This is a genomic window from Patulibacter medicamentivorans (genome assembly GCF_000240225.1).
Lineage (GTDB): Bacteria > Actinomycetota > Thermoleophilia > Solirubrobacterales > Solirubrobacteraceae > Patulibacter > Patulibacter medicamentivorans.
Genome location: NZ_AGUD01000053.1, coordinates 1 through 18,970 on the forward strand (window position 1 = coordinate 1; position 18,970 = coordinate 18,970).

The window sequence follows — 18,970 nt, forward strand, 5'->3', positions numbered from 1 at the left end:
TTCGACCACGACCCGCCGCCGTCGTCGCGGCCTGCCCGCCGCGCCGCCGCCGCCGCGGGCAAGCCGCCGGCGACCGTCGTCGGCCAGCGGACCGCGCCGGCCCGCCGCGGGGTCTCGCGGATCGCGGCGCTGCTGGTCCTGATCGTGATCGCGCTGCTGCTGGTCGCGGCCTACGTCGTCTTCGAGCCCTTCAAGGGCGACGGGTCCGGCCGGGTCGCGGTCGTGATCCCGCCCGGGTCGTCGGTCGACGACATCGGCAAGCTGCTCGAGAAGAAGGGCGTGATCAGCCACGCCGCCGTCTTCTCGCTGCGGGCGCGGATCAGCGGTGCCGGTGGCGCCCTGCGCGCCGGCACCGTCGAGATGAAGCACGACATGTCCTACGGCGCCGCGATCGACGCGCTGCAGAAGGACCCGCTGCCGCCGCCGGTGATCCGGGTCAGCATCCCGGAGGGCCTCTCGCGTCGCGAGACTGCGGCCGTCGTGCGCAAGGCCGGGATCCGCGGCGACTACCTGTCGGCGTCCGCCCGCTCGCGCGACTTCGACCCCCGCCGCTATGGACAGCCGCGCCGGATCAAGGGCCTCGAGGGCTTCCTCTTCCCGGCCACGTACGAGCTGCAGCGCGGCACCGCGACGGCGTCGTCGCTGGTCGCCGAGCAGGTGGCCAGCTTCCGCAAGCAGATCGGCTCGGTCAGCATGCGGCGCGCCCGCAAGGCCAAGCTGACCCGCTACGACGTGCTGATCATCGCCTCGATGATCGAGCGCGAGGTCCGCGTGCCGGCGGAGCGGCGGCTGGTCGCGGCGGTGATCTACAACCGCCTGCGGACCGACATGTTCCTCGGGATCGACGCGACGATCCGCTACGCCGAGCGCAACTGGTCGCGTCCGCTGCGCCAGAGCGAGCTGGACCGACCCGGTCCCTACAACACCCGCCGCACCAAGGGTTTGCCGCCGACGCCGATCGGCAACCCCGGCCTGGCGTCGATCCAGGCGGCCGCCAACCCGGCGCGGTCGAACGCCGTCTACTACGTCGTCCGCCCGTGCGGCAACGGCCGGCACAACTTCTCCGCCACCGCGGAGGGCTTCGCGCGCGACCAGGCGTACTACGAGCAGGAGCGCAAGCGGGTCGGCGGGGACCCGGCGGACGCGACCGGCTGCAAGCGCCGGTGAGCGAAACGGCGAACGCGGTCACGGCGCGGCCGGTCGGGGTCGCCGACCCCGCGCGCGGCTGGCGGCTCGGCGTGCTCGGGTGGCCGGTGGCCCACAGCCGCTCGCCCGCGATGCAGGGCGCGGCGCTGGACGAGCTCGGCCTCGGCCACTGGTCCTACCAGGCCCTGCCGGTGCCGCCGGACGCGATCCGCGAGGCGATCGTCGCGCTTCCCGGCGGTGGCTTCGCCGGCGCCAACGTGACGATCCCCCACAAGCACGACGCGCTCGCGGTCGCCGACCGGGCGACCGACGCGGCCCGTGAGATCGGCGCGGCGAACACGCTGACGCTGCTGGACGACGGGACGCTCGAGGCCGACAACACCGACGCTCCGGGGCTGCTGGACGCCCTCGAGGCGCCGCTGGCGGGGCGCACCGCGCTGGTGCTCGGCGCCGGTGGCAGCGCTCGCGCCTGCGCCTGGGCCCTGCGCGAGGCCGGCTGCGCGCGGGTCGCGGTCTGGAACCGGACCGCCGCGCGGGCTCGCGAGCTGGCCGACGACCTGGGGATCGACGCCGTCGCCACGGCCGCGCCGGCCGACGTCCTCGTCAACTGCACCGCGGTCGGGCTCCACGACCCCCAGGCGACCTTCGAGCTGCTGCCGCTGGCCGCGGCCGACCTGGTCGGCTACCCGCTGGTGGCGGACCTCGTCTACCGCCCCGGTGGCACGCCGCTGCTGGATGCCGCCGCGGCGGCCGGGGCGCGGACGGTCGACGGCCTCGCGATCCTCGTCGCCCAGGGTGCTCGCAGCCTCGAGCGCTGGACGGGCCGCCCGGCCCCGCGCCCCACGATGGACGCCGCCGCCCGTGCCTTCTCGGCCTGATCGACGGCCGGACGGCCGTTCCGGATTCACGGTTCGGCCGCCGTCGGCCGATACAGGACGGACCGTGCTGGATCATCCTGTTGTGCAGCAACGAGCGGACGAGGCCCCCGTCGAGGAGCCGCACGGCAACGTCCCGCTGGAACGGGCGCTGACCGCGCCCCGGCCCGAGCTGGCCGGCCGGCCGCTGACCGAGGTCCTGATCGCCCGCGGGGTCGACGAGCTGCAGATCTCCGACGCGGTCGTCACCGCGCGCGAGCGCGGGCTGGCCCTCGACCGCGCGATCGTCGAGCTGCGGGTCGCCAGCGCCGATCAGGTCGCCCGCGCCCTGGCCGACCGCCACGGGCTCGACCACCTCGACCTGGCGCACGTCCAGCCCGACCCGGCGGTGCTGACCAAGCTCGGGGCCGACGACGCCCGCACCTACCAGGCGGTGCCGATCGCCCAGCTCGGGGACGCACTGCTGATCGCGGTCGCCGATCCCAGCAACACGCTGATCGCCGAGGACCTCGAGATGCTGACCCGCGGCCCGGTGCGACTGGCCGTCGCCGCGCGCGAGGACGTCCAGGCACGGCTGGCGTCGATGACGCGGCTCGACGACGCGGTCAAGCAGGCGACGCCCGACCAGGCGGTGGTCGAGGAGGGCGCCGAGCTGCTCGACATCCGCGCCGGTGCCGAGGACGCGCCGGTGATCAACCTGGTCAACACCGTGCTGGCGCAGGCGATCGAGCGGCGCGCGTCGGACGTCCACTTCGCCCCGATGCAGCACGGGATGCGGGTCCGCTTCCGGATCGACGGGGTGCTGCAGGAGACGGCCACCGTCCCCAAGGCGCTGGTTCCCGGCCTCGTCAGCCGCCTGAAGGTGATGGCCGACCTGGACATCGCCGAGCGGCGGATGCCCCAGGACGGGCGCGTCACGCTGACGATCGACGGCCGCCGCGTCGACCTGCGGGCCGTGACCCTGCCGTCGGTCCACGGCGAGTCGGTGGTGCTGCGGATCCTCGACCGCGCGGAGGGCGTGATCACCCTCGACCGGCTGGGGATGCAGCAGCGCGACCGCGAGCGGTTCGAGCGCTCGTTCCAGAAGCCCTACGGGGCGACGCTCGCGACCGGCCCGACCGGCTCCGGCAAGTCGACCTCGCTCTACGCGGCGCTGCAGCGCCTGAACACGAGCGACCGCCACATCGTCACGATCGAGGACCCGGTCGAGCGGCAGCTCGACGGCGTCACCCAGGTCCAGGTCAACGCCCGGACCGGGATGGGGTTCGCCAACGGGCTGCGCTCGATGATGCGCGCCGACCCCGACGTGATCATGGTCGGCGAGATCCGCGACGCTGCGACCGCCCAGATCGCGGTCGAGTCGGCGCTCACGGGCCACCTGGTGCTGTCGACGCTCCACACCAACGACGCGCCGACGGCGATCACCCGCCTGCTGGAGATGGGCGTCGAGCCGTTCCTCGTCGCCTCGGCGATCGACTGCGTGGTCGCCCAGCGCCTGGCGCGGACGCTCTGCTCGTCCTGCCGCCGCAAGGTCCGGCTGCCGGCCGAGGTCGTCCGCCACCACGGCTTCGAGGTCGACGGCGACGTCGAGGCCTACGAGGCGGTCGGCTGCGCCCGCTGCGGCGACACCGGCTACCGCGGTCGCGTCGGCCTCTACGAGGTGATGATCGTCGACGAGGAGATGCGCGGCCTGATCGTCGAGCGCGCGTCGATCGAGCAGATCACCCGCGTCGCGGTGCGGGGCGGGATGCGCCGGCTGCGCGAGGACGGCCTCCAGAAGGTCCTGGCCGGGACGACCTCGCTGGCCGAGGTCACGCGGGTCACCGGCGACGCCTGAGCGTCCGGCCGCGGGCGGACGTTCGTCCAGCCGGCGGGAGGTTCGTCCGGTCGCGGGCGTGACGGACCGATCGGTGGGGGGAGATGCCCATCCAGTTCCACGACCTGGTGCAGGCGATGGTGGAGTCCGAGGCCTCGGACCTGCACCTCACCGCCGGCAGCCCCCCGATGATCCGCGTGCGCGGCCGGTTGCAGCCGGTCGGCGAGGAATCGCTGGACGTCGCAGCCTGCCGGGAGCTCGTCTACGGGCTCCTCTCGACCACCCAGCGGCAGCGGCTGGAGACCGACCGCCAGGTCGACTTCGCCTACCCGGTCCCGGGCGTCGCCCGCTTCCGCGTCAACGCCTTCCAGCAGCGCGGGGCGACCGGCGCCGCCCTGCGCCTGATCCCCGATCGGATCCGCACCCTCGCCGAGCTGGGCCTGCCCGAGGTGCTCGTCGAGCTGACCGAGAAGCCGCGCGGCCTGGTGCTCGTGACCGGCCCGACCGGCTCGGGCAAGTCGACGACGCTGGCGGCGATGATCGACCGGATCAACGAGTCGCGCCACGACCACATCCTCACGATCGAGGACCCGATCGAGGTCCTGCACCCGCACAAGGGCTGCATCGTCAACCAGCGCGAGCTGGGCACCGACGCGCCGAGCTTCTCGATGGCCCTCAAGGCCGCGCTGCGCCAGGATCCCGACGTGATCCTGGTCGGCGAGATGCGCGACCTGGAGACGATGGGCACCGCCCTGACCGCGGCCGAGACCGGTCACCTGGTCTTCGCGACCCTCCACACCCAGGACGCCCCGCAGACGATCGACCGGGTGATCGACAGCTTCCCGGCCGGGCAGCAGAACCAGATCCGGATGCAGCTGGCCGCCGCGCTCCAGGGCGTCCTCTGCCAGCAGATCCTGCCGACCGCCGACGGCCTCGGCCGCACCTGCGCGATGGAGATCATGATCCCGACGGCCGCCGTGCGGAACCTCGTCCGCGAGGGCAAGACCCACCAGATCCGCAGCTCGATCCAGACCGGTGCCCGCTACGGCATGCAGACGCTGGAGACCTCGCTGGTCGAGCTGGTCCGCGCCGGCAAGATCGACCGCTCGGTCGCCGAGTCGCGGGCCAACGACGCCGGCGACCTGCGACGGCTGCTGGAGAAGGCGACCGACCCGCGCCAGACCCAGCGCGGCGGGATCGACAGCGTCGGGGCACCGCCTCCGGTCCCGGGCGAGAGCCGCGAGCTGACGGCGATCTGAACCGATGAGCACCTACGCCTACGTCGCCCTCGACCCCCGCGGCGCCCGCGCCCGCGGCGAGCTCGACGGCGAGAACGCCGACGCGGTCACCGACGTCCTCCGGCAGCGCGGCCTGATCCCGCTCAGCGTCGACCTCAAGCGCGCCGCCTGGAACATCGAGATCAAGCTCCTCGAGCGGATCAAGGCCCGCGACATGGTGGTCTTCAGCCGCCAGTTCGCGACCATGATCGGCTCCGGCATGACCGTCCTGCGGGCGCTTGCCGTGCTGGAGCAGCAGACCGAGAAGGACAAGCTGCGCGAGGTCCTGGCGACCGTCAGGACCGACGTCGAGGGCGGCGCGTCGCTGTCGGAGGCGCTCGACAAGCACCCACGGGTCTTCAACCGGCTCTACGTCGCGATGGTCCACGCCGGCGAGATCGGCGGCGTGCTCGAGGGCGCGCTCAGCCGCGCGGCCGACCAGCTGGAGAAGGACGCCGAGCTGCGGCGAGCCGTCAAGAGCGCGCTCGTCTACCCGGTGGTGGTGATCGGGTTCGCGTTGATCGTGCTGCTGGCGCTGGTCGCGTTCCTGGTCCCGGTCTTCGTCGGCGTCCTCGAGGACTTCGGCAGCGAGCTGCCGTTCATCACCAAGATCACCGTCGGTCTCAGCGACATCGTCACCGGCTGGTGGTGGGCGATGATCCTGGTCCTGGTCGCGACCTTCTTCGCCGTCCGCCAGTACGTCCGGACCGAGAACGGCCGCCGGACCAAGGACCGGCTGATGCTGAAGCTGCCGGTCAAGATCGGCCAGATCGTGCAGAAGGTCGCGATCGCCCGCTGGTCGCGGACGCTCGGGACCCTGGTCGCGGCCGGCGTGCCGCTGCTGCAGGCGATCGACATCACCGGCCGCACGTCGGGCAACGCCCTGATCGAGGACTCGATGGGGGACGTCTCGGCCAGCGTCCGCCGCGGCGGCACGATCCAGGCGCCGCTGCGCGAGGCGACGATCTTCCCGCCGATGGTCGCCCACATGGTCGGGGTCGGCGAGGAGACCGGCGCGCTGGACTCGATGCTCGACAAGATCGCGGACTTCTACGAGGCCGAGGTCGCCGCGGCCGTCAAGGCGCTGACGGCGATCCTCGAGCCGCTGCTGATCATCGTCGTCGGCGCGATGGTCGGCTTCATCGTGATCTCGATGTACCTGCCGCTGTTCTCCGTCTACGACTCGATCAAGTAGGAGCGATCGCGCCGCCGGGGATCCCGCCATCCGGATGGCCCACGGGCCCGGCGTCGACGACGCCGGGCCCGTTCGCGTTCGCGCCCGGCCGTCTATGAAAACGGACCGCGGTCCGATAAGGTGTTGCACGGGCAACATCTTCGACCGCCCAGACCGCCATGGAACTCGGACTCGTCACCTTCGCCGACCTCTACCGCGACCGTCGCAGCGGACAGCCGATTGGGGCCGAGCAGCGGCTCGCGAACCTGCTGGAGGAGATCGTCCTGGCCGACGAGGTCGGCCTCGACGTCTTCGGCGTGGGGGAGCACCACCGCCCCGACTTCGCCGTCTCGTCGCCGACGACGGTGCTCGCCGCCGCCGCGGCGGTGACCAAGCGGATCCGGCTCAGCAGCGCGGTCACCGTCCTCAGCTCCGAGGACCCGGTCCGCGTCTTCCAGCAGTTCGCGACCGTCGACCTGCTGTCCCACGGCCGCGCCGAGATCATGGCCGGGCGCGGCTCGTTCACCGAGTCGTTCCCGCTCTTCGGCCAGGACCTCAAGGACTACGACGACCTCTTCGCCGAGAAGCTCGAGCTGCTGCTGGCCCTGCGCGGCAGCGAGCCGGTGACGTGGTCGGGCCGGCACCGGGCGCCGCTGGACGGCGTCGTGGTCCAGCCGCGTCCCGTCCAGGACCCGCTGCCGGTCTGGATCGCGGTCGGCGGGACCCCGCAGTCGGTGATCCGCGCGGGCGTCCTCGGCCTGCCGCTGACGATCGCGATCATCGGCGGCGAGCCGGCCCGCTTCAAGCCGCTGGTCGACCTCTACCGCGACGCGGCGACGCAGGCCGGGCACGACGCCGCGACGCTGCCGGTGGCGATCAACACCCACGGCTTCATCGGCGAGAGCGAGGCCGCCGCCGCGGCGGCGTTCTTCCCCGCCTGGTCGGGCACGATGACCCAGATCGGCCGCGAGCGCGGCTGGCCGCCCACCACCCGCGCCCAGTTCGATGCGATGCGCGCGCCGCAGGGCTCGCTGGCCGTCGGCTCGCCGGAGCAGATCGCCGAGAAGATCCTCGCCCAGCACGAGCTGTTCGGTCACCAGCGCTACATGTCCCACTTCAGCCTCGGGGCCACCGACCACGCCGACGTGCTGCGCTCGATCGAGCTGTTCGGCACCGAGGTCGCGCCGATCGTGCGGGCCGAGGTCGCCCGCAGGACGGCGCCCGCGGTCGCCACCGGGTCGGGGCGGGACTGAGCGTGCCCAGCCTGGCGCCGGCCGCGATCCGCACCCGCGTGCGGATCCCGCTGCGGTTCGGCGACGGCTACGAGACCGAGGCCGAGGTCGTCACCTTCACCGGGCTCGAGGACGGGCTCGAGCACCTGGCGCTCGGGCTCGGCGCGTTCGACGCCGTCGACGTGCCGCTGGTCCGCCCGCACTCGGAGTGCCTGACCGGGGACGTCTTCGGGTCGCAGCGCTGCGACTGCGGAGCCCAGCTGCGCGAGGCCGCCGAGCGGATCACCGACGCCGGCGGCTGGCTGCTGTACCTGCGTCAGGAGGGCCGCGGGATCGGGCTCTACAACAAGCTCGACGCCTACGCGCTCCAGGACCAGGGCCTCGACACCTACGCGGCCAACCGGGCCCTCGAGTTCGCCGACGACGAGCGCGACTACACGGCGGCGGCCCAGATGCTCGCCGCGCTCGGCGTCCGGCGGGCGGCGCTGCTGACCAACAACCCCGACAAGCCGGCGCGACTGCGCGAGCTGGGGCTGCAGGTCGAGGCGGTCCACCGCACCGGTGTCCACCTGCGCCCGGCCAACGCCCACTACCTGCGGGCGAAGGCGGAGCAGACCGGGCACGCGCTGGATCTGGGCGGCCTGCTCGGACGGGCGGCCTGAGCCCGGATCCTGGGGCAACGTTGGGGGTGGTCCCCGATGGAGGGCCCCACGGCAGGTTCTACGCTCGGGGCCTCATGAAACGCTCCACGATCATGTCCATCGCCGGGGTCGCGGCGCTGGCGCTGCCCGCCCAGGCGCTCGCCGAGAACGTCGAGGTCGTCGCCAGCGGGATCGACAACCCGCGCGGCCTCGCGCTCCAATCCGACTCCGCGCTCTACGTCGCCGCCGCCGGCAGGTCCGGTGGCACCTGCGCCGACAAGAAGAAGGAGAGCTGCGTCGGCCTGAGCAGCCGGATCCTGCGGATCGACACCGCCAGCGGCGCCAAGCGGACCGTCGCCAAGGGCCTGGTCTCGATCGGCGGCCACGAGGGCCTCTTCACCGTCGGCGCCAACGGCGTCGCGGTCGCCGGCAAGAAGGTCTACGCGGCGATCACCTCGCTGGAGACCGCCAAGGCGATCTCGTCGCTGCCGTCGTCGGCCCGCGCCCAGGTCGGGCGGCTGTTCCAGGTCGCTCCCGGCAAGCGCAGGACGCTGGCCCGGCTGGACCGCTACGAGCAGGCGCACAACGTCGACGGGGTGAAGGGGGACGTCAACTCCAACCCCTACGCCGTGCTGGCGCTGAAGGACCGGATCCTGGTCGCCGACGCCGGCGCCAACGCGATCCTCCAGATCCGCAAGGGCAAGCTGTCGACCTTCGCGGTGCTGCCGAGGAACGGCAAGGCGCAGTCGGTGCCGACGTCGCTGGCCAAGGGCCCCGACGGCGCGGTCTACGTCGGCGAGCTGGCCGAGGGCGCCGGCCCCGGCGCGGCGCGCGTCTTCCGGGTCCGCGCCAGCGGCGGCAAGCCGAAGGTCTACGCGACCGGCTTCACGACGATCACGGGGATCGGCTTCGGGCCCGACAAGAGCCTGTTCGTGACCGAGCTGGCGACCGAGCCGCCGTCCGAGGACGGTCCGCCGAAGCCGAGCGGCCTGGTCGTGCGCGTGGGGCCCGACGGCGTCCGCACGAACCTCGGCGCCGGGAAGCTCAACTACCCGACCGGCCTGGCCGTGTCGAGCAAGGGCGAGGTCTACGTGTCGAACAACTCGACGCTGCCCGCATCGACCCCGGCCGACGGTCCGTTCGGCGGCGCCGGCGGACAGGTCGTGCGGATCACGGGCTACTAGGACCGCCCCGGAAGCGCACACGCGGGGCGGGTCGCGAACGGCCCGCCCCGCATGCGTTGTCCCATCCCGCCGCGCATCATCCCGAATCCGGGCGCGGGGGCGCTTCGTCCCTTGTCCAACCTGGGGCGCCGAACCCTGGCGAGAAGGCCCCCACGGGCACCGGCGTGCACCATAGACTGCCCGCGCATCGAGTCGCCGTGCGCGTGAGGCGCTGGGGCCCCGCGGACGGCACGGGCGGCGCGGCATCCCCTGCGACAAAGGAGCGAACACGGTGCGCAACAGGACCCTTCGAGCGCTGGCGGCGACCGCGGTGCTGGCGACCGCGGTCGGCGGCTGCGGCAGCGACGACAAGAAGGACACCACCAGCACGGGCACGGGCGGCGGCGGGAGCGCCACCGGGCTGCAGCTGGATCCCGCGATCGCGGCCAAGGTCCCGGCGGACGTCAAGGCCAAGGGCACGATCACCGTCGGCTCCGACCCGACCTACGCCCCGAGCGAGTTCCTCGCCGACGACGGCAAGACGATCATCGGCCTCGACCCCGACATCGGCCACGCGCTCGGGACGATCACGGGCCTGAAGTTCGACTACGTGAAGGCCGGCTTCGACGCGATCCTGCCGGGCCTGAAGTCGAAGAAGTACGACATCGGCATGTCGTCCTTCACCGACACCAAGGAGCGCGAGCAGGAGTTCGACTTCGTCACCTACTTCGTGGCCGGCAGCTCGTTCTTCGTCAAGGCCCAGGGCGGGCCGGCGATCAACACGCTGGCCGACCTCTGCGGTCACAAGGTGGCGGTCGAGAAGGGCACCACGCAGCAGGACGACTCGACCGCGCAGGCGAAGAAGTGCGCGTCCGAGGGCAAGCCGAAGCTCGACCTGCAGACCTACCCCGACCAGAACGGCGCCAACCAGGCGCTCGTCTCCGGCCGCGCCGACGTCGGGCTGGCCGATTCGCCGGTCGCGGACTACCAGGTCAAGCAGGCCGCCGGCCAGTTCAAGCTGAGCGGCAAGCCGTACGGCACCGCGCCCTACGGGATCGCGCTGCCGAAGGGCTCGAAGCTGGCCCCGGTGCTGCAGGAGGCTCTGAAGAAGCTGATCGCCTCGCCGCAGTACGCGGCGATCCTGAAGAAGTGGGGCGTCGACTCGGGCGCGATCACCGAGCCGGTGATCAACGGCGCCGAGAGCTGAGCGCGCGGGCGTGAGCAGCGACGTGCCCGCGGTCGTCGAGGGCGACGCGACGGAGATCAAGGCCGTCCCGGTCCGGCGACCGGGACGGTGGCTGGCGGCGGCCGTGGTCGCCGTCCTGGTGGCCAACGCCGTCTGGTCGCTGGCCACCAACGACCGCCTGCAGTGGGGCATCGTCGGCGACTTCCTGTTCGACGGCCGGATCATCGACGGGCTCGTCAAGACGCTCGAGCTGACCGTCATCGCGATGGTCGTCGGGGTCGTGCTGGGCGTGCTGCTGGCGGTGATGCGGCTGTCGTCGAACCCGCTGGTCGCCGGCGCCAGCGCGTTCTACATCTGGCTCTTCCGGGGGACGCCGCTGCTGGTCCAGATCCTGGCCTGGAACTTCATCGCCTCGATCTACCCGCGAATCACCCTCGGGGTGCCGTTCGGCGGCCCCGAGATCGTCGGCGGTGACGCCAACGCGCTGATCACGACCTTCGTCGCGGCCTCGCTGGCGCTGGCGCTCAACGAGGGCGCCTACATGGCCGAGATCGTGCGGGCGGGGATCCTGTCGGTCGACGAGGGCCAGTCGGAGGCCGCGCAGGCGCTGGGCATGACCCGCGCCCAGACGATGCGCCGGATCGTGCTGCCGCAGGCGATGCGCGTGATCGTGCCGCCGACCGGCAACGAGACGATCGCGATGCTCAAGACGACGTCGCTGGTCAGCGTGATCGCGCTGCCCGAGCTGCTCTACGCGGCGCAGCTGATCTACTCCGTCAACTACAAGCAGATCCCGCTGCTGATCGTGGTGATGATCTGGTACCTGCTGTTCACCACGATCCTCTCGATCGGGCAGTACTACATCGAGCGCCGCTTCGGCCGCGGCCACGCGCGCGAGCTGCCGCTGACGCCGTGGCAACGGTTGCGCCGCAGCCTGACGATCCAGCGGGGGAGACCGGCGCTGCCGCTCGCCCAGCGCAACACCGGCGGGGGGTTCGGGGCATGAGCGACCAGCACACCACGGCCCCCGCCACGGATGGGCCGATGGTCCTCGCCGAGGGCGTCCGCAAGCGCTTCGGCCTGGTCGAGGTCCTGAAGGGGATCACGCTCGAGGTCGGGCGCGGCGAGGTCGTCTGCCTGCTCGGCCCGTCCGGGTCGGGCAAGTCGACCTTCCTGCGCTGCATCAACCACCTGGAGCGGATCAACGGCGGCCGGCTGGCCGTCGACGGGCAGCTGGTCGGCTACCGCGAGCAGGGCGGCAAGCTCCACGAGCTGCGCGAGAAGGAGGTCGTCCGCCGGCGGGCCGAGATCGGGATGGTCTTCCAGCGCTTCAACCTGTTCCCGCACCGGACCGCGCTGGAGAACATCGCCGAGGCGCCGGTGCTGGTCCGCGGGCTGCCGCGCCGCGAGGCGAGCACCCGCGCCCAGGCGCTGCTGGATCGGGTCGGGCTCGGCGACCGCGGCGACGCCTACCCGGCCCAGCTCTCGGGCGGGCAGCAGCAGCGCGTCGCGATCGCCCGCGCGCTGGCGATGGAGCCGAAGCTGATGCTCTTCGACGAGCCGACCTCGGCGCTCGACCCGGAGCTGGTCGGCGACGTCCTCGACGTGATGCGCGATCTGGCCCGCGACGGGATGACGATGGTCGTCGTGACCCACGAGATCGGCTTCGCCCGCGAGGTCGCCGACACCGTCGTCTTCATGGACGACGGGGTCGTGGTCGAGTCCGGTCCGCCGGCGGCGGTGCTCGACGCGCCGCAGCACGAGCGGACCAAGGCGTTCCTCTCGAAGGTGCTCTGAAGCGGGCGGGGCGGGGCGGCGTCCCGCGGGCGGTTGGCGAACGTTGTCCGGTGGGCAACGATCGCCAACCGGTGCCGCCGAACGGGTGCCCCGCGACCGGCCGGGCAGCCGCGGACCGCCGCGGTCCAGCATGATCGGTGGCGATGGCCAGCGAACCGACCGCCGTGGGCTCCGCCGACCTCGCTGCCGCGTGCGGCAGCGGGCCGCTCGACGGCGCGGCGATCGGGCGGCTGGACCGGGCGCACCTCTGGCATCCCTACGCGCCGCCGGATCGCGAGCAGCCGCTGCCGGTCGTGACCGGCGCCGACGGCGTCCGGCTGCAGCTGGCCGACGGCCGGACCGTGATCGACGGGATGTCGTCGTGGTGGGCCGCGATCCACGGCTACCGCGTGCCCGAGCTCGACGCCGCCGCCCGCGGGCAGCTGGAGCGGATGAGCCACGTGATGTTCGGCGGGCTGACGCACGAGCCGGCCGTCCGGCTGGCGGCGCGGCTGGTCGCGCTGACCCCCGAGCCGCTGCGGCGCGTGTTCCTGGCCGACTCGGGGTCGGTGGCGATGGAGGTGGCGATCAAGCTGGCGCTCCAGCGCGAGATCTCGCGCGGGCGGCCGCAGCGTCACCGGCTGCTGACCTGGCGCGGGGGCTACCACGGCGACACCTTCGGGGCGATGGCCGTCTGCGATCCCGTCGGCGGGATGCACCACCTGTTCGCGCCGGTGCTGCCGCAGCACGTCTTCTGCGATCCGCCGCCGCCCGGGTTCGACGCGCCGCCCGATCCCAGCTATGTCGCGCACCTGCGGGCGACCGTGGCCGCGCACGCCGGCGAGCTGGCGGCGATCGTGGTCGAGCCGGTGGTCCAGGGGGCGGGCGGGATGCGCTTTCACAACCCCGCCTACCTGCGGGTGCTGCGGGAGCTGTGCGACGAGCACGACCTGCTGCTGGTGCTCGACGAGATCGCGACCGGCTTCGGCCGCAGCGGCGCGCTGTTCGCCTGCGAGCACGCCGGCGTGGCGCCGGACGTGATGGCGGTCGGCAAGGCCCTGACGGGCGGCTACCTGACGCTCGCCGCGGTCCTCTGCACCGACGCGCTGGCGGCGGAGATCGGCCGCGGCGAGGCGGGGGTCCTGATGCACGGCCCGACCTTCATGGCCAACCCGCTGGCGGCGACCGTCGCGGCGGCCAGCATCGACCTGCTGCTGGAGCGCGACTGGGCGCGCGACGTCGCGCGGATCGGGGACGGGCTGCGGACGGGGCTCGCCCCGGCGGCGGCGCTGGAGCACGTCGTCGATGTCCGCGTGCTGGGGGCGATCGGCGTCGTCCAGCTCGACCGCCCGGTCGACATCGCGGCCGCCACCGATGCCGCGCTGGCCGCCGGGGTCTGGCTGCGGCCGTTCCGCGACCTGGTCTACGCGATGCCGCCCTACCCGTGCACGGCGGCCGAGACGGCCGAGATCGCGGCGGCGATCGTGGCGGCGGCTACCGCCTGCGGCTGAGCGCGGCGGGATCGCCGATGGCCCTCGCCAGCGGGCGCGGTTCCGGCGGAGGTGGCACCGCAGCGGCACCACGCCGGTACTGACGGGAGGACCTCGGGCACCTAGCGTCGCCGCGGCCGTTCGCCGCCGCGGGCGGTTCCACGATCCCCCAGGAGACATCTGCGCCGATGACCAGCAGTCCCACATTCACCGACCAGCAGGACGCGACCGAGGGCCGGTCGCTGGGCAGCCAATACCAGCCCTTCGCCGGCCCGCACATGACGGACCCGCACCCGTTCTTCGAGCGGCTCCGCCGCGAGGAGCCCGTCACCTACAGCCCGATGCTCGACATGTGGCTGGTGAGCCGCTACGACGACATCTCGGGGGTGCTGAAGGACCCGGCGCGGTTCTCCAACCGCGACATGCTCGGCAGCGGCACGCACCTGACCGACGAGGCGCGCGAGGTCCTCGCCCGCGGCTTCGACACCCGCCACGTGCTGCTCGGCATGGACCCGCCGGAGCACACCCGCCTGCGGCGGCTGACCAACCGCGGCTTCACGTCCAAGCGGATCGCGTCGATGGCGCCGTTCATCCGCGACAGGACCGAGACGCTCGTCGACGCGTTCGTCGCCGACGGCCGCGCGGACCTGGTCCAGCAGCTGGCCTACCCGCTGCCGGTCCACGTGATCCTGGGCGTGATGGGGGTCCCGCACGAGGACGTCTGGAAGATCAAGCGCTGGAGCGCCGACTGGCAGCAGCTGGCCTTCGAGCAGGTCCCGCCGGAGCAGCAGGTCGAGATGGCCAACGGCGTGCTGGAGTTCCAGCAGTACTGCGTACGCCTGATCGAGGACCGGCGCGAGAACCCGCAGGACGACCTGACCAGCTACCTGGTCGCGGTCGAGGCCGACGGCGAGGCGCTGACGCTGCACGAGCTGGTGATGGCGATCGGCGCGTCGATGCTGTCCGCTGGTCACGAGTCGACGACGGCGCTGCTGGCCAACACCTGGAAGCTGGCCCTCGAGCACGGCGCCTGGGAGCAGCTGCGGGAGGACCGGAGCCTGGTGCTGCCGTTCCTGGAGGAGTCGACGCGCTTCGACTCGGTCTCCCACGCGATGATCCGGACCGCCCGCGAGGACGTCGAGGTCGGCGGGGTCCCGATCCCGGCCGGCTCGCGGCTGCTGCTGCTCTACGCCGCCGGCAGCCGCGACGAGTCGCTGTGCCCGCACGCCGCCACCCTCGACCCGCGCCGCGACCCGGCGCCTCGCCATCTGACCTTCGGGCGCGGCACCCACTTCTGCCTGGGGGCGCCGCTGATGCGGCTGCAGTACGAGATCACGACCAACGCCCTGCTCGACCGACTGCCCGACCTGCGGCTGGTGCCGGACCAGGATCACGGGATCTGGCAGAGCCTGGTCCTGCGCCAGATGCGGCACCTGCACGTGACCTGGACGCCGGCCGGCTGAGGCGCCGGCTCGGCCGGGCTCAGGCTCGGGCCGGCCCGAGCCAGTCGCCGACCGGCAGCCCGGCGGCGGCGTCGGCCAGCGCGGCCGGCGTCGGCGTCGTCGCCGGCAGCAGGTGGACCGGGACGTCGGCCAGCAGCGCGGCGAGCGTCCGCCGGTTGTCATCGGCCAGCGGGTCGCCGTCGGTCCACGGCGTCAGGACGACCGCGCGCACGTCGAGCCCGGCGGCGCGCGCGGCCTCGACCGTCAGGCGGGTGTGGCTGATCGTCCCCAGGCCCGGGCGCGCCGCCACCACCAGCGGCAGGCCGAGGTCGACCGCGAACGCCCGCACGTCGTAGCCCTCGCGGGTGAACGGCACGAGCAGCCCGCCGATCCCCTCGACGACCAGCGTCTCGCCGGGCCCGGAGGCGCCGCGGGCCGCGTCTACCAGGGACTCGCGCGTCAGCGGCGCGCCGGCGCGCTCGGCCGCGAGGTGGGGGGAGACCGGGGGACCGAACCGCAGCGGGCTGACCTGCTCGGGGCGCTGGCCGGTGCAGGCCGCCAGCAGCTCGTGGTCGCGAAGCCCCGCGGGGACCGGGTCGTCGAGGCCGGTCACCACCGGCTTGTGCGCCACCACGCGGGCACCGGAGCGAACCAGCGCGGCGCAGATCGCGGCGGCCAGGTACGTCTTGCCGACCTCGGTGTCGGTCGCGGTGACGAGCAGGCCGCTCACGTGGCGGCCACGACCTCGCCCGTCGGCCCGCCGACGGTGGCGATCGCACGGCCGATCCGGTGCGCGGCGTCGCGCAGCTGGGCCGGGTCGTGCTCGCTGCTGACGGTCAGGCGCAGGCGGCAGGTGCCCGCCGCGACGGTCGGGGGACGGATCCCCTGCAGGTAGATGCCGTCGGCGAGCAGCTGCTCGCTGGCGGCCATCGTGGCCTCGGCCGCGCCGACCACGACGGGCACGATCGGGACCGCGGGGTCGACCCGGTCGGCGCGGATGCCGGGGACGGCCAGGCCGACGCCGGCGGCCCGCAGCTCGTCGCGGATCAGCGCCGCGTTGGCCCGCAGCCGGTCGACCCGCTCGGGCTCGCGGCGCAGGACGGCCAGTGCCGCCAGCGCGGCCCCGGCGGCGGCGGGCGCCGGCGCGGTCGAGAAGATCACGGTCCGGGCGCGGTTCACGAGCCAGTCGCGGACGTCGCGGTGGGCGGCGACGTAGGCGCCGCTGGCGCCCAGCGCCTTGCCGAGGGTGCCGACGATCGCGTCGACCTCGCCCTCGAGCCCGGCCGCGGCGACCGCGCCGCGACCGCCGGGGCCGAGGCAGCCGGTGCCGTGCGCCTCGTCGACGACCAGCCGCGCGCCGTGGCGGCGGCAGACCTCCACCAGCTCGGCGAGCGGCGCGACGTCGCCGTCCATCGAGAAGACGCCGTCGGTGATCACCAGCGCCGGGGGGCGGGAGGGACCTCGTCGCGCCGCCAGCTCGTGGTCGAGATGCTCCCAGTCGCCGTGACGGTAGACCAGCCGCTCGGCGCCCGAGAGCCGCACGCCGTCGATGATCGAGGCGTGGTTGAGGGCGTCGCTGGCGACCACGCCGCCGCGCTCGCCGAGGGCGCCGACGACGCCGACGTTGGCCAGGTAGCCGGCACCGAAGAGCAGCGCCGCGTCGGTCCCCTCGAAGGCGGCCAGCTCGTGCTCCAGCTGCTCGTGGATCGTCAGCGTGCCGGAGATCAACCGCGACGAGCCGGCGCCGCCGCCGTGGGCGAGGGCGGCCGCGGCGGCGCCCTCGCGGACCTCGCGGTGGCCCGCCAGGCCCAGGTAGTCGTTGCCGCAGAGCAGCAGCAGCTCGCGCCCGTCGACGGTCGCCCGCGGGCCGACCGGTCCCTCGAGCGTCCGCAGCCGCCGCAGCAGCCCGTCGTCGGCCAGCGCGTCGAGGCGGGCGCGCAGGACGGGGTCGCCGTCGGCCGGCCGGCCCATCGGGCTCAGACCGCGAGCCCCGGAGCCGACGGCGTCGGCTCCGCGTCACGCTCGGGCCAGCGGTTCGGCGCGCCGTCGGGGCGCGGCGGGACGCGCTTCTCCTTGGCCACGTAGCGCAGCTGCGTCGACGGGTCCCACTGGCGGATCGTGATCCCGGCGGCCGCCGCGTCGGCGGGGTTGTCGAGGTACTGCTCGACGACGTCGGGCGTCTCGCCGGCCAGCCGGCCCGAGCGGTTGTCGGGACGCGGGTTGGCGCCGTTGTCGCGCTGGCGCGCGATGTTCAGGCCGAGCTCGGCGAACATCTCGCGATCGTCGGCCGGGTCGGTGTTCAGCGTCGTCAGGAAGTTGCCCATCATCACGCCGTTGAGCCCGGCCTTGACGGCCATCTGCTGCCACTCCCTGAGGTTCTCGGAGCGGCCGCCGCAGAGCCGCAGCAGCGCGTTGGGCAGCACCAGGCGGAAGATCGCCACCCACTTGATGGCGTCCCACGGGTCCATGTGGTCGCGGTCGCCGAACTTCGTGCCCGGACGCGGGTTGAGCAGGTTGATCGGCACCGAGGTCGGATCGATCTCGGCCAGCTCGAAGGCCATCTCGACCCGCTGCTGCTCGGACTCGCCGAGGTTCAGGATCCCGCCGACGCAGGTCTCCAGGCCGGCCTCGCGGACCGCGTCGACGGTCCGCAGGCGGCCCTCGTAGCGGACGGTCGAAGAGACCTCGGGGTAGTAGGACCTGGCCGTCTCGACGTTGTGGTGGACGCGGTTGATCCCCGCCTCCTTGAGCTGCTTGGCGCGCTTGCCGTTGATGTGGCCGACCGAGGCGCAGCGCTTGAGGTTGGTGTGCTCGGTGACCAGCCGGGCGCCCTCGAGCAGCTTCTCGAAGTCGCGGTTGGAGAGCCCCTGGCCCTGGGTGACCATGCAGAAGCGGTGGGCGCCGGCGGCCTCGGCGGCGCGGGCATGCTCGAGCATCTGCTCGGGCTCCATCATCGCGTGCATCGGCGTCTCGGCCTCGGCGAACCGCGACTGGGCGCAGAACCCGCAGTCCTCGGCGCAGCCGCCGGATTTGGCGTTGACCAGCGAGCACATGTCGGTGGCGTCGCCGAACTGCTCCTGACGTGCCTCCCAGGCCCGCTCGACGAGGGCGAGGATCTGCTCGCGATCGGTCAGCTGGCCCAGGCGCAGGGCTTCTTCACGAGTGATCAGCGGCGCCATGGTCGTTGCTCCAGGGGTTCGTCCGACGAAGAGCGGCTTGCGGGGCGGGTGCCTCCGCGTGCCGAGGTGGCCGCGAATCCTATCCCGCGAGGGTCCGCGATCCGCGCGCCGTCCCCGCCCGGCCCCCGCCCGGGGGGTGGCGGGCGGAACGCCGACGGGGGCGCGGGCCGCCTGCTCAGGCCGGGCGGGCGACCGAGTCGAGCGCCTCGGCGAGCCCCGGGCGGCCGCTGACCCCGAGCTTCGGGTAGGCGCCGCCGAGGTGCTTCTCGACCGTCTTGACCGTCACGAACAGCCGCTGCGCGATCTGGCGGTTGGTCAGGCCGTCGGCGGCCAGGCGGACCACCCGCAGCTCGGACGGCGTCAGCGCGTCGACCCCGCGCAGGACGTCGCGACGGGGGCGGCGGCCGAGCAGCCGCAGCTCGTCGCGGACCTGGCCGGCCAGCCGCTGGGCCCCGCAGCGGGCGGCCCGGTCGAGGGCGTCGGTGAGGATGGCCGAGGCGTCGGCCCGCTGGCCGGTGCGCCGCAGCGCGGCGCCCAGCTCGACCCGGACCTCGGCCTGCAGCGCGCGGTCGC

At 73.5% G+C, this 18,970-nt stretch carries 17 protein-coding genes; 13 read left to right on the forward strand and 4 right to left on the reverse strand.

What is annotated here, in order from left to right:
* The 13 genes from mltG to PAI11_RS05965 all read left to right on the forward strand — a co-directional run.
* Positions 1 to 1,167 (forward strand): endolytic transglycosylase MltG (mltG, locus tag PAI11_RS05905; RefSeq protein ID WP_040598611.1); only part of this gene is annotated, 1,167 nt, incomplete at its 5' end.
* On the forward strand, positions 1,164 to 2,024 hold the full coding sequence (locus PAI11_RS05910; protein ID WP_007571914.1) for a shikimate dehydrogenase family protein: 861 nt from the start codon (positions 1,164 to 1,166) through the stop codon (positions 2,022 to 2,024). The genes mltG and PAI11_RS05910, both read left to right, overlap by 4 nt.
* 82 nt (positions 2,025 to 2,106) lie before the next feature.
* Positions 2,107 to 3,858: a GspE/PulE family protein gene (locus PAI11_RS05915; protein WP_050897131.1), complete on the forward strand. Its 1,752-nt coding sequence runs from the start codon at positions 2,107 to 2,109 to the stop codon at positions 3,856 to 3,858.
* Positions 3,859 to 3,941: 83 nt separating this feature from the next.
* Complete coding sequence (locus tag PAI11_RS05920) at positions 3,942 to 5,096, forward strand: type IV pilus twitching motility protein PilT (RefSeq protein ID WP_007571917.1); 1,155 nt, start codon at positions 3,942 to 3,944, stop codon at positions 5,094 to 5,096.
* 4 nt (positions 5,097 to 5,100) lie between these two features.
* Positions 5,101 to 6,309: a type II secretion system F family protein gene (locus tag PAI11_RS05925; protein ID WP_007571919.1), complete on the forward strand. Its 1,209-nt coding sequence runs from the start codon at positions 5,101 to 5,103 to the stop codon at positions 6,307 to 6,309.
* Between the two features lie 158 nt (positions 6,310 to 6,467).
* Positions 6,468 to 7,541 (forward strand): LLM class flavin-dependent oxidoreductase, encoded by a 1,074-nt coding sequence (locus PAI11_RS05930; RefSeq protein ID WP_007571921.1) that lies wholly within the window; start codon positions 6,468 to 6,470, stop codon positions 7,539 to 7,541.
* Between the two features lie 2 nt (positions 7,542 to 7,543).
* Positions 7,544 to 8,182 (forward strand): GTP cyclohydrolase II, encoded by a 639-nt coding sequence (locus PAI11_RS05935; protein WP_040598613.1) that lies wholly within the window; start codon positions 7,544 to 7,546, stop codon positions 8,180 to 8,182.
* 74 nt (positions 8,183 to 8,256) lie between these two features.
* Positions 8,257 to 9,345, forward strand: a complete 1,089-nt coding sequence (locus tag PAI11_RS24005) for a ScyD/ScyE family protein (RefSeq protein ID WP_007571926.1) — start codon at positions 8,257 to 8,259, stop codon at positions 9,343 to 9,345.
* Between the two features lie 271 nt (positions 9,346 to 9,616).
* Positions 9,617 to 10,531, forward strand: coding sequence for an ABC transporter substrate-binding protein (locus PAI11_RS05945; protein ID WP_007571927.1), 915 nt, complete (start codon positions 9,617 to 9,619; stop codon positions 10,529 to 10,531).
* 10 nt (positions 10,532 to 10,541) lie between these two features.
* On the forward strand, positions 10,542 to 11,516 hold the full coding sequence (locus PAI11_RS05950; RefSeq protein ID WP_007571929.1) for an amino acid ABC transporter permease: 975 nt from the start codon (positions 10,542 to 10,544) through the stop codon (positions 11,514 to 11,516).
* Entirely contained in the window at positions 11,513 to 12,307 is a 795-nt protein-coding gene (locus tag PAI11_RS05955) for an ATP-binding cassette domain-containing protein (protein ID WP_040598614.1), read from the forward strand. The genes PAI11_RS05950 and PAI11_RS05955 overlap by 4 nt, the downstream gene beginning before the upstream one ends.
* 143 nt (positions 12,308 to 12,450) lie before the next feature.
* Positions 12,451 to 13,797 carry an adenosylmethionine--8-amino-7-oxononanoate transaminase gene (locus PAI11_RS05960; RefSeq protein ID WP_007571933.1) on the forward strand — a complete coding sequence of 449 codons (1,347 nt, stop codon included), beginning with the start codon at positions 12,451 to 12,453 and terminating at the stop codon, positions 13,795 to 13,797.
* Positions 13,798 to 13,964: 167 nt separating this feature from the next.
* On the forward strand, positions 13,965 to 15,239 hold the full coding sequence (locus PAI11_RS05965; protein ID WP_007571934.1) for a cytochrome P450: 1,275 nt from the start codon (positions 13,965 to 13,967) through the stop codon (positions 15,237 to 15,239).
* Positions 15,240 to 15,258: 19 nt separating this feature from the next.
* Here PAI11_RS05965 and bioD read toward each other — a convergent pair whose 3' ends face one another.
* From bioD to PAI11_RS28035, 4 genes are all read right to left on the reverse strand, one after another.
* On the reverse strand, positions 15,259 to 15,948 hold the full coding sequence (bioD, locus tag PAI11_RS05970) for a dethiobiotin synthase (protein ID WP_007571935.1): 690 nt from the start codon (positions 15,946 to 15,948) through the stop codon (positions 15,259 to 15,261).
* Positions 15,945 to 17,189, reverse strand: coding sequence for an aminotransferase class I/II-fold pyridoxal phosphate-dependent enzyme (locus tag PAI11_RS05975; RefSeq protein ID WP_007571937.1), 1,245 nt, complete (start codon positions 17,187 to 17,189; stop codon positions 15,945 to 15,947). Before PAI11_RS05975 ends, bioD begins: the two co-directional genes overlap by 4 nt.
* Positions 17,190 to 17,194: 5 nt before the next feature.
* On the reverse strand, positions 17,195 to 18,397 hold the full coding sequence (gene bioB / locus PAI11_RS05980) for a biotin synthase BioB (protein ID WP_007571939.1): 1,203 nt from the start codon (positions 18,395 to 18,397) through the stop codon (positions 17,195 to 17,197).
* A 175-nt stretch (positions 18,398 to 18,572) separates the two neighbouring features.
* Positions 18,573 to 18,970 (reverse strand): helix-turn-helix transcriptional regulator (locus tag PAI11_RS28035; RefSeq protein WP_040598615.1); only part of this gene is annotated, 398 nt, incomplete at its 5' end.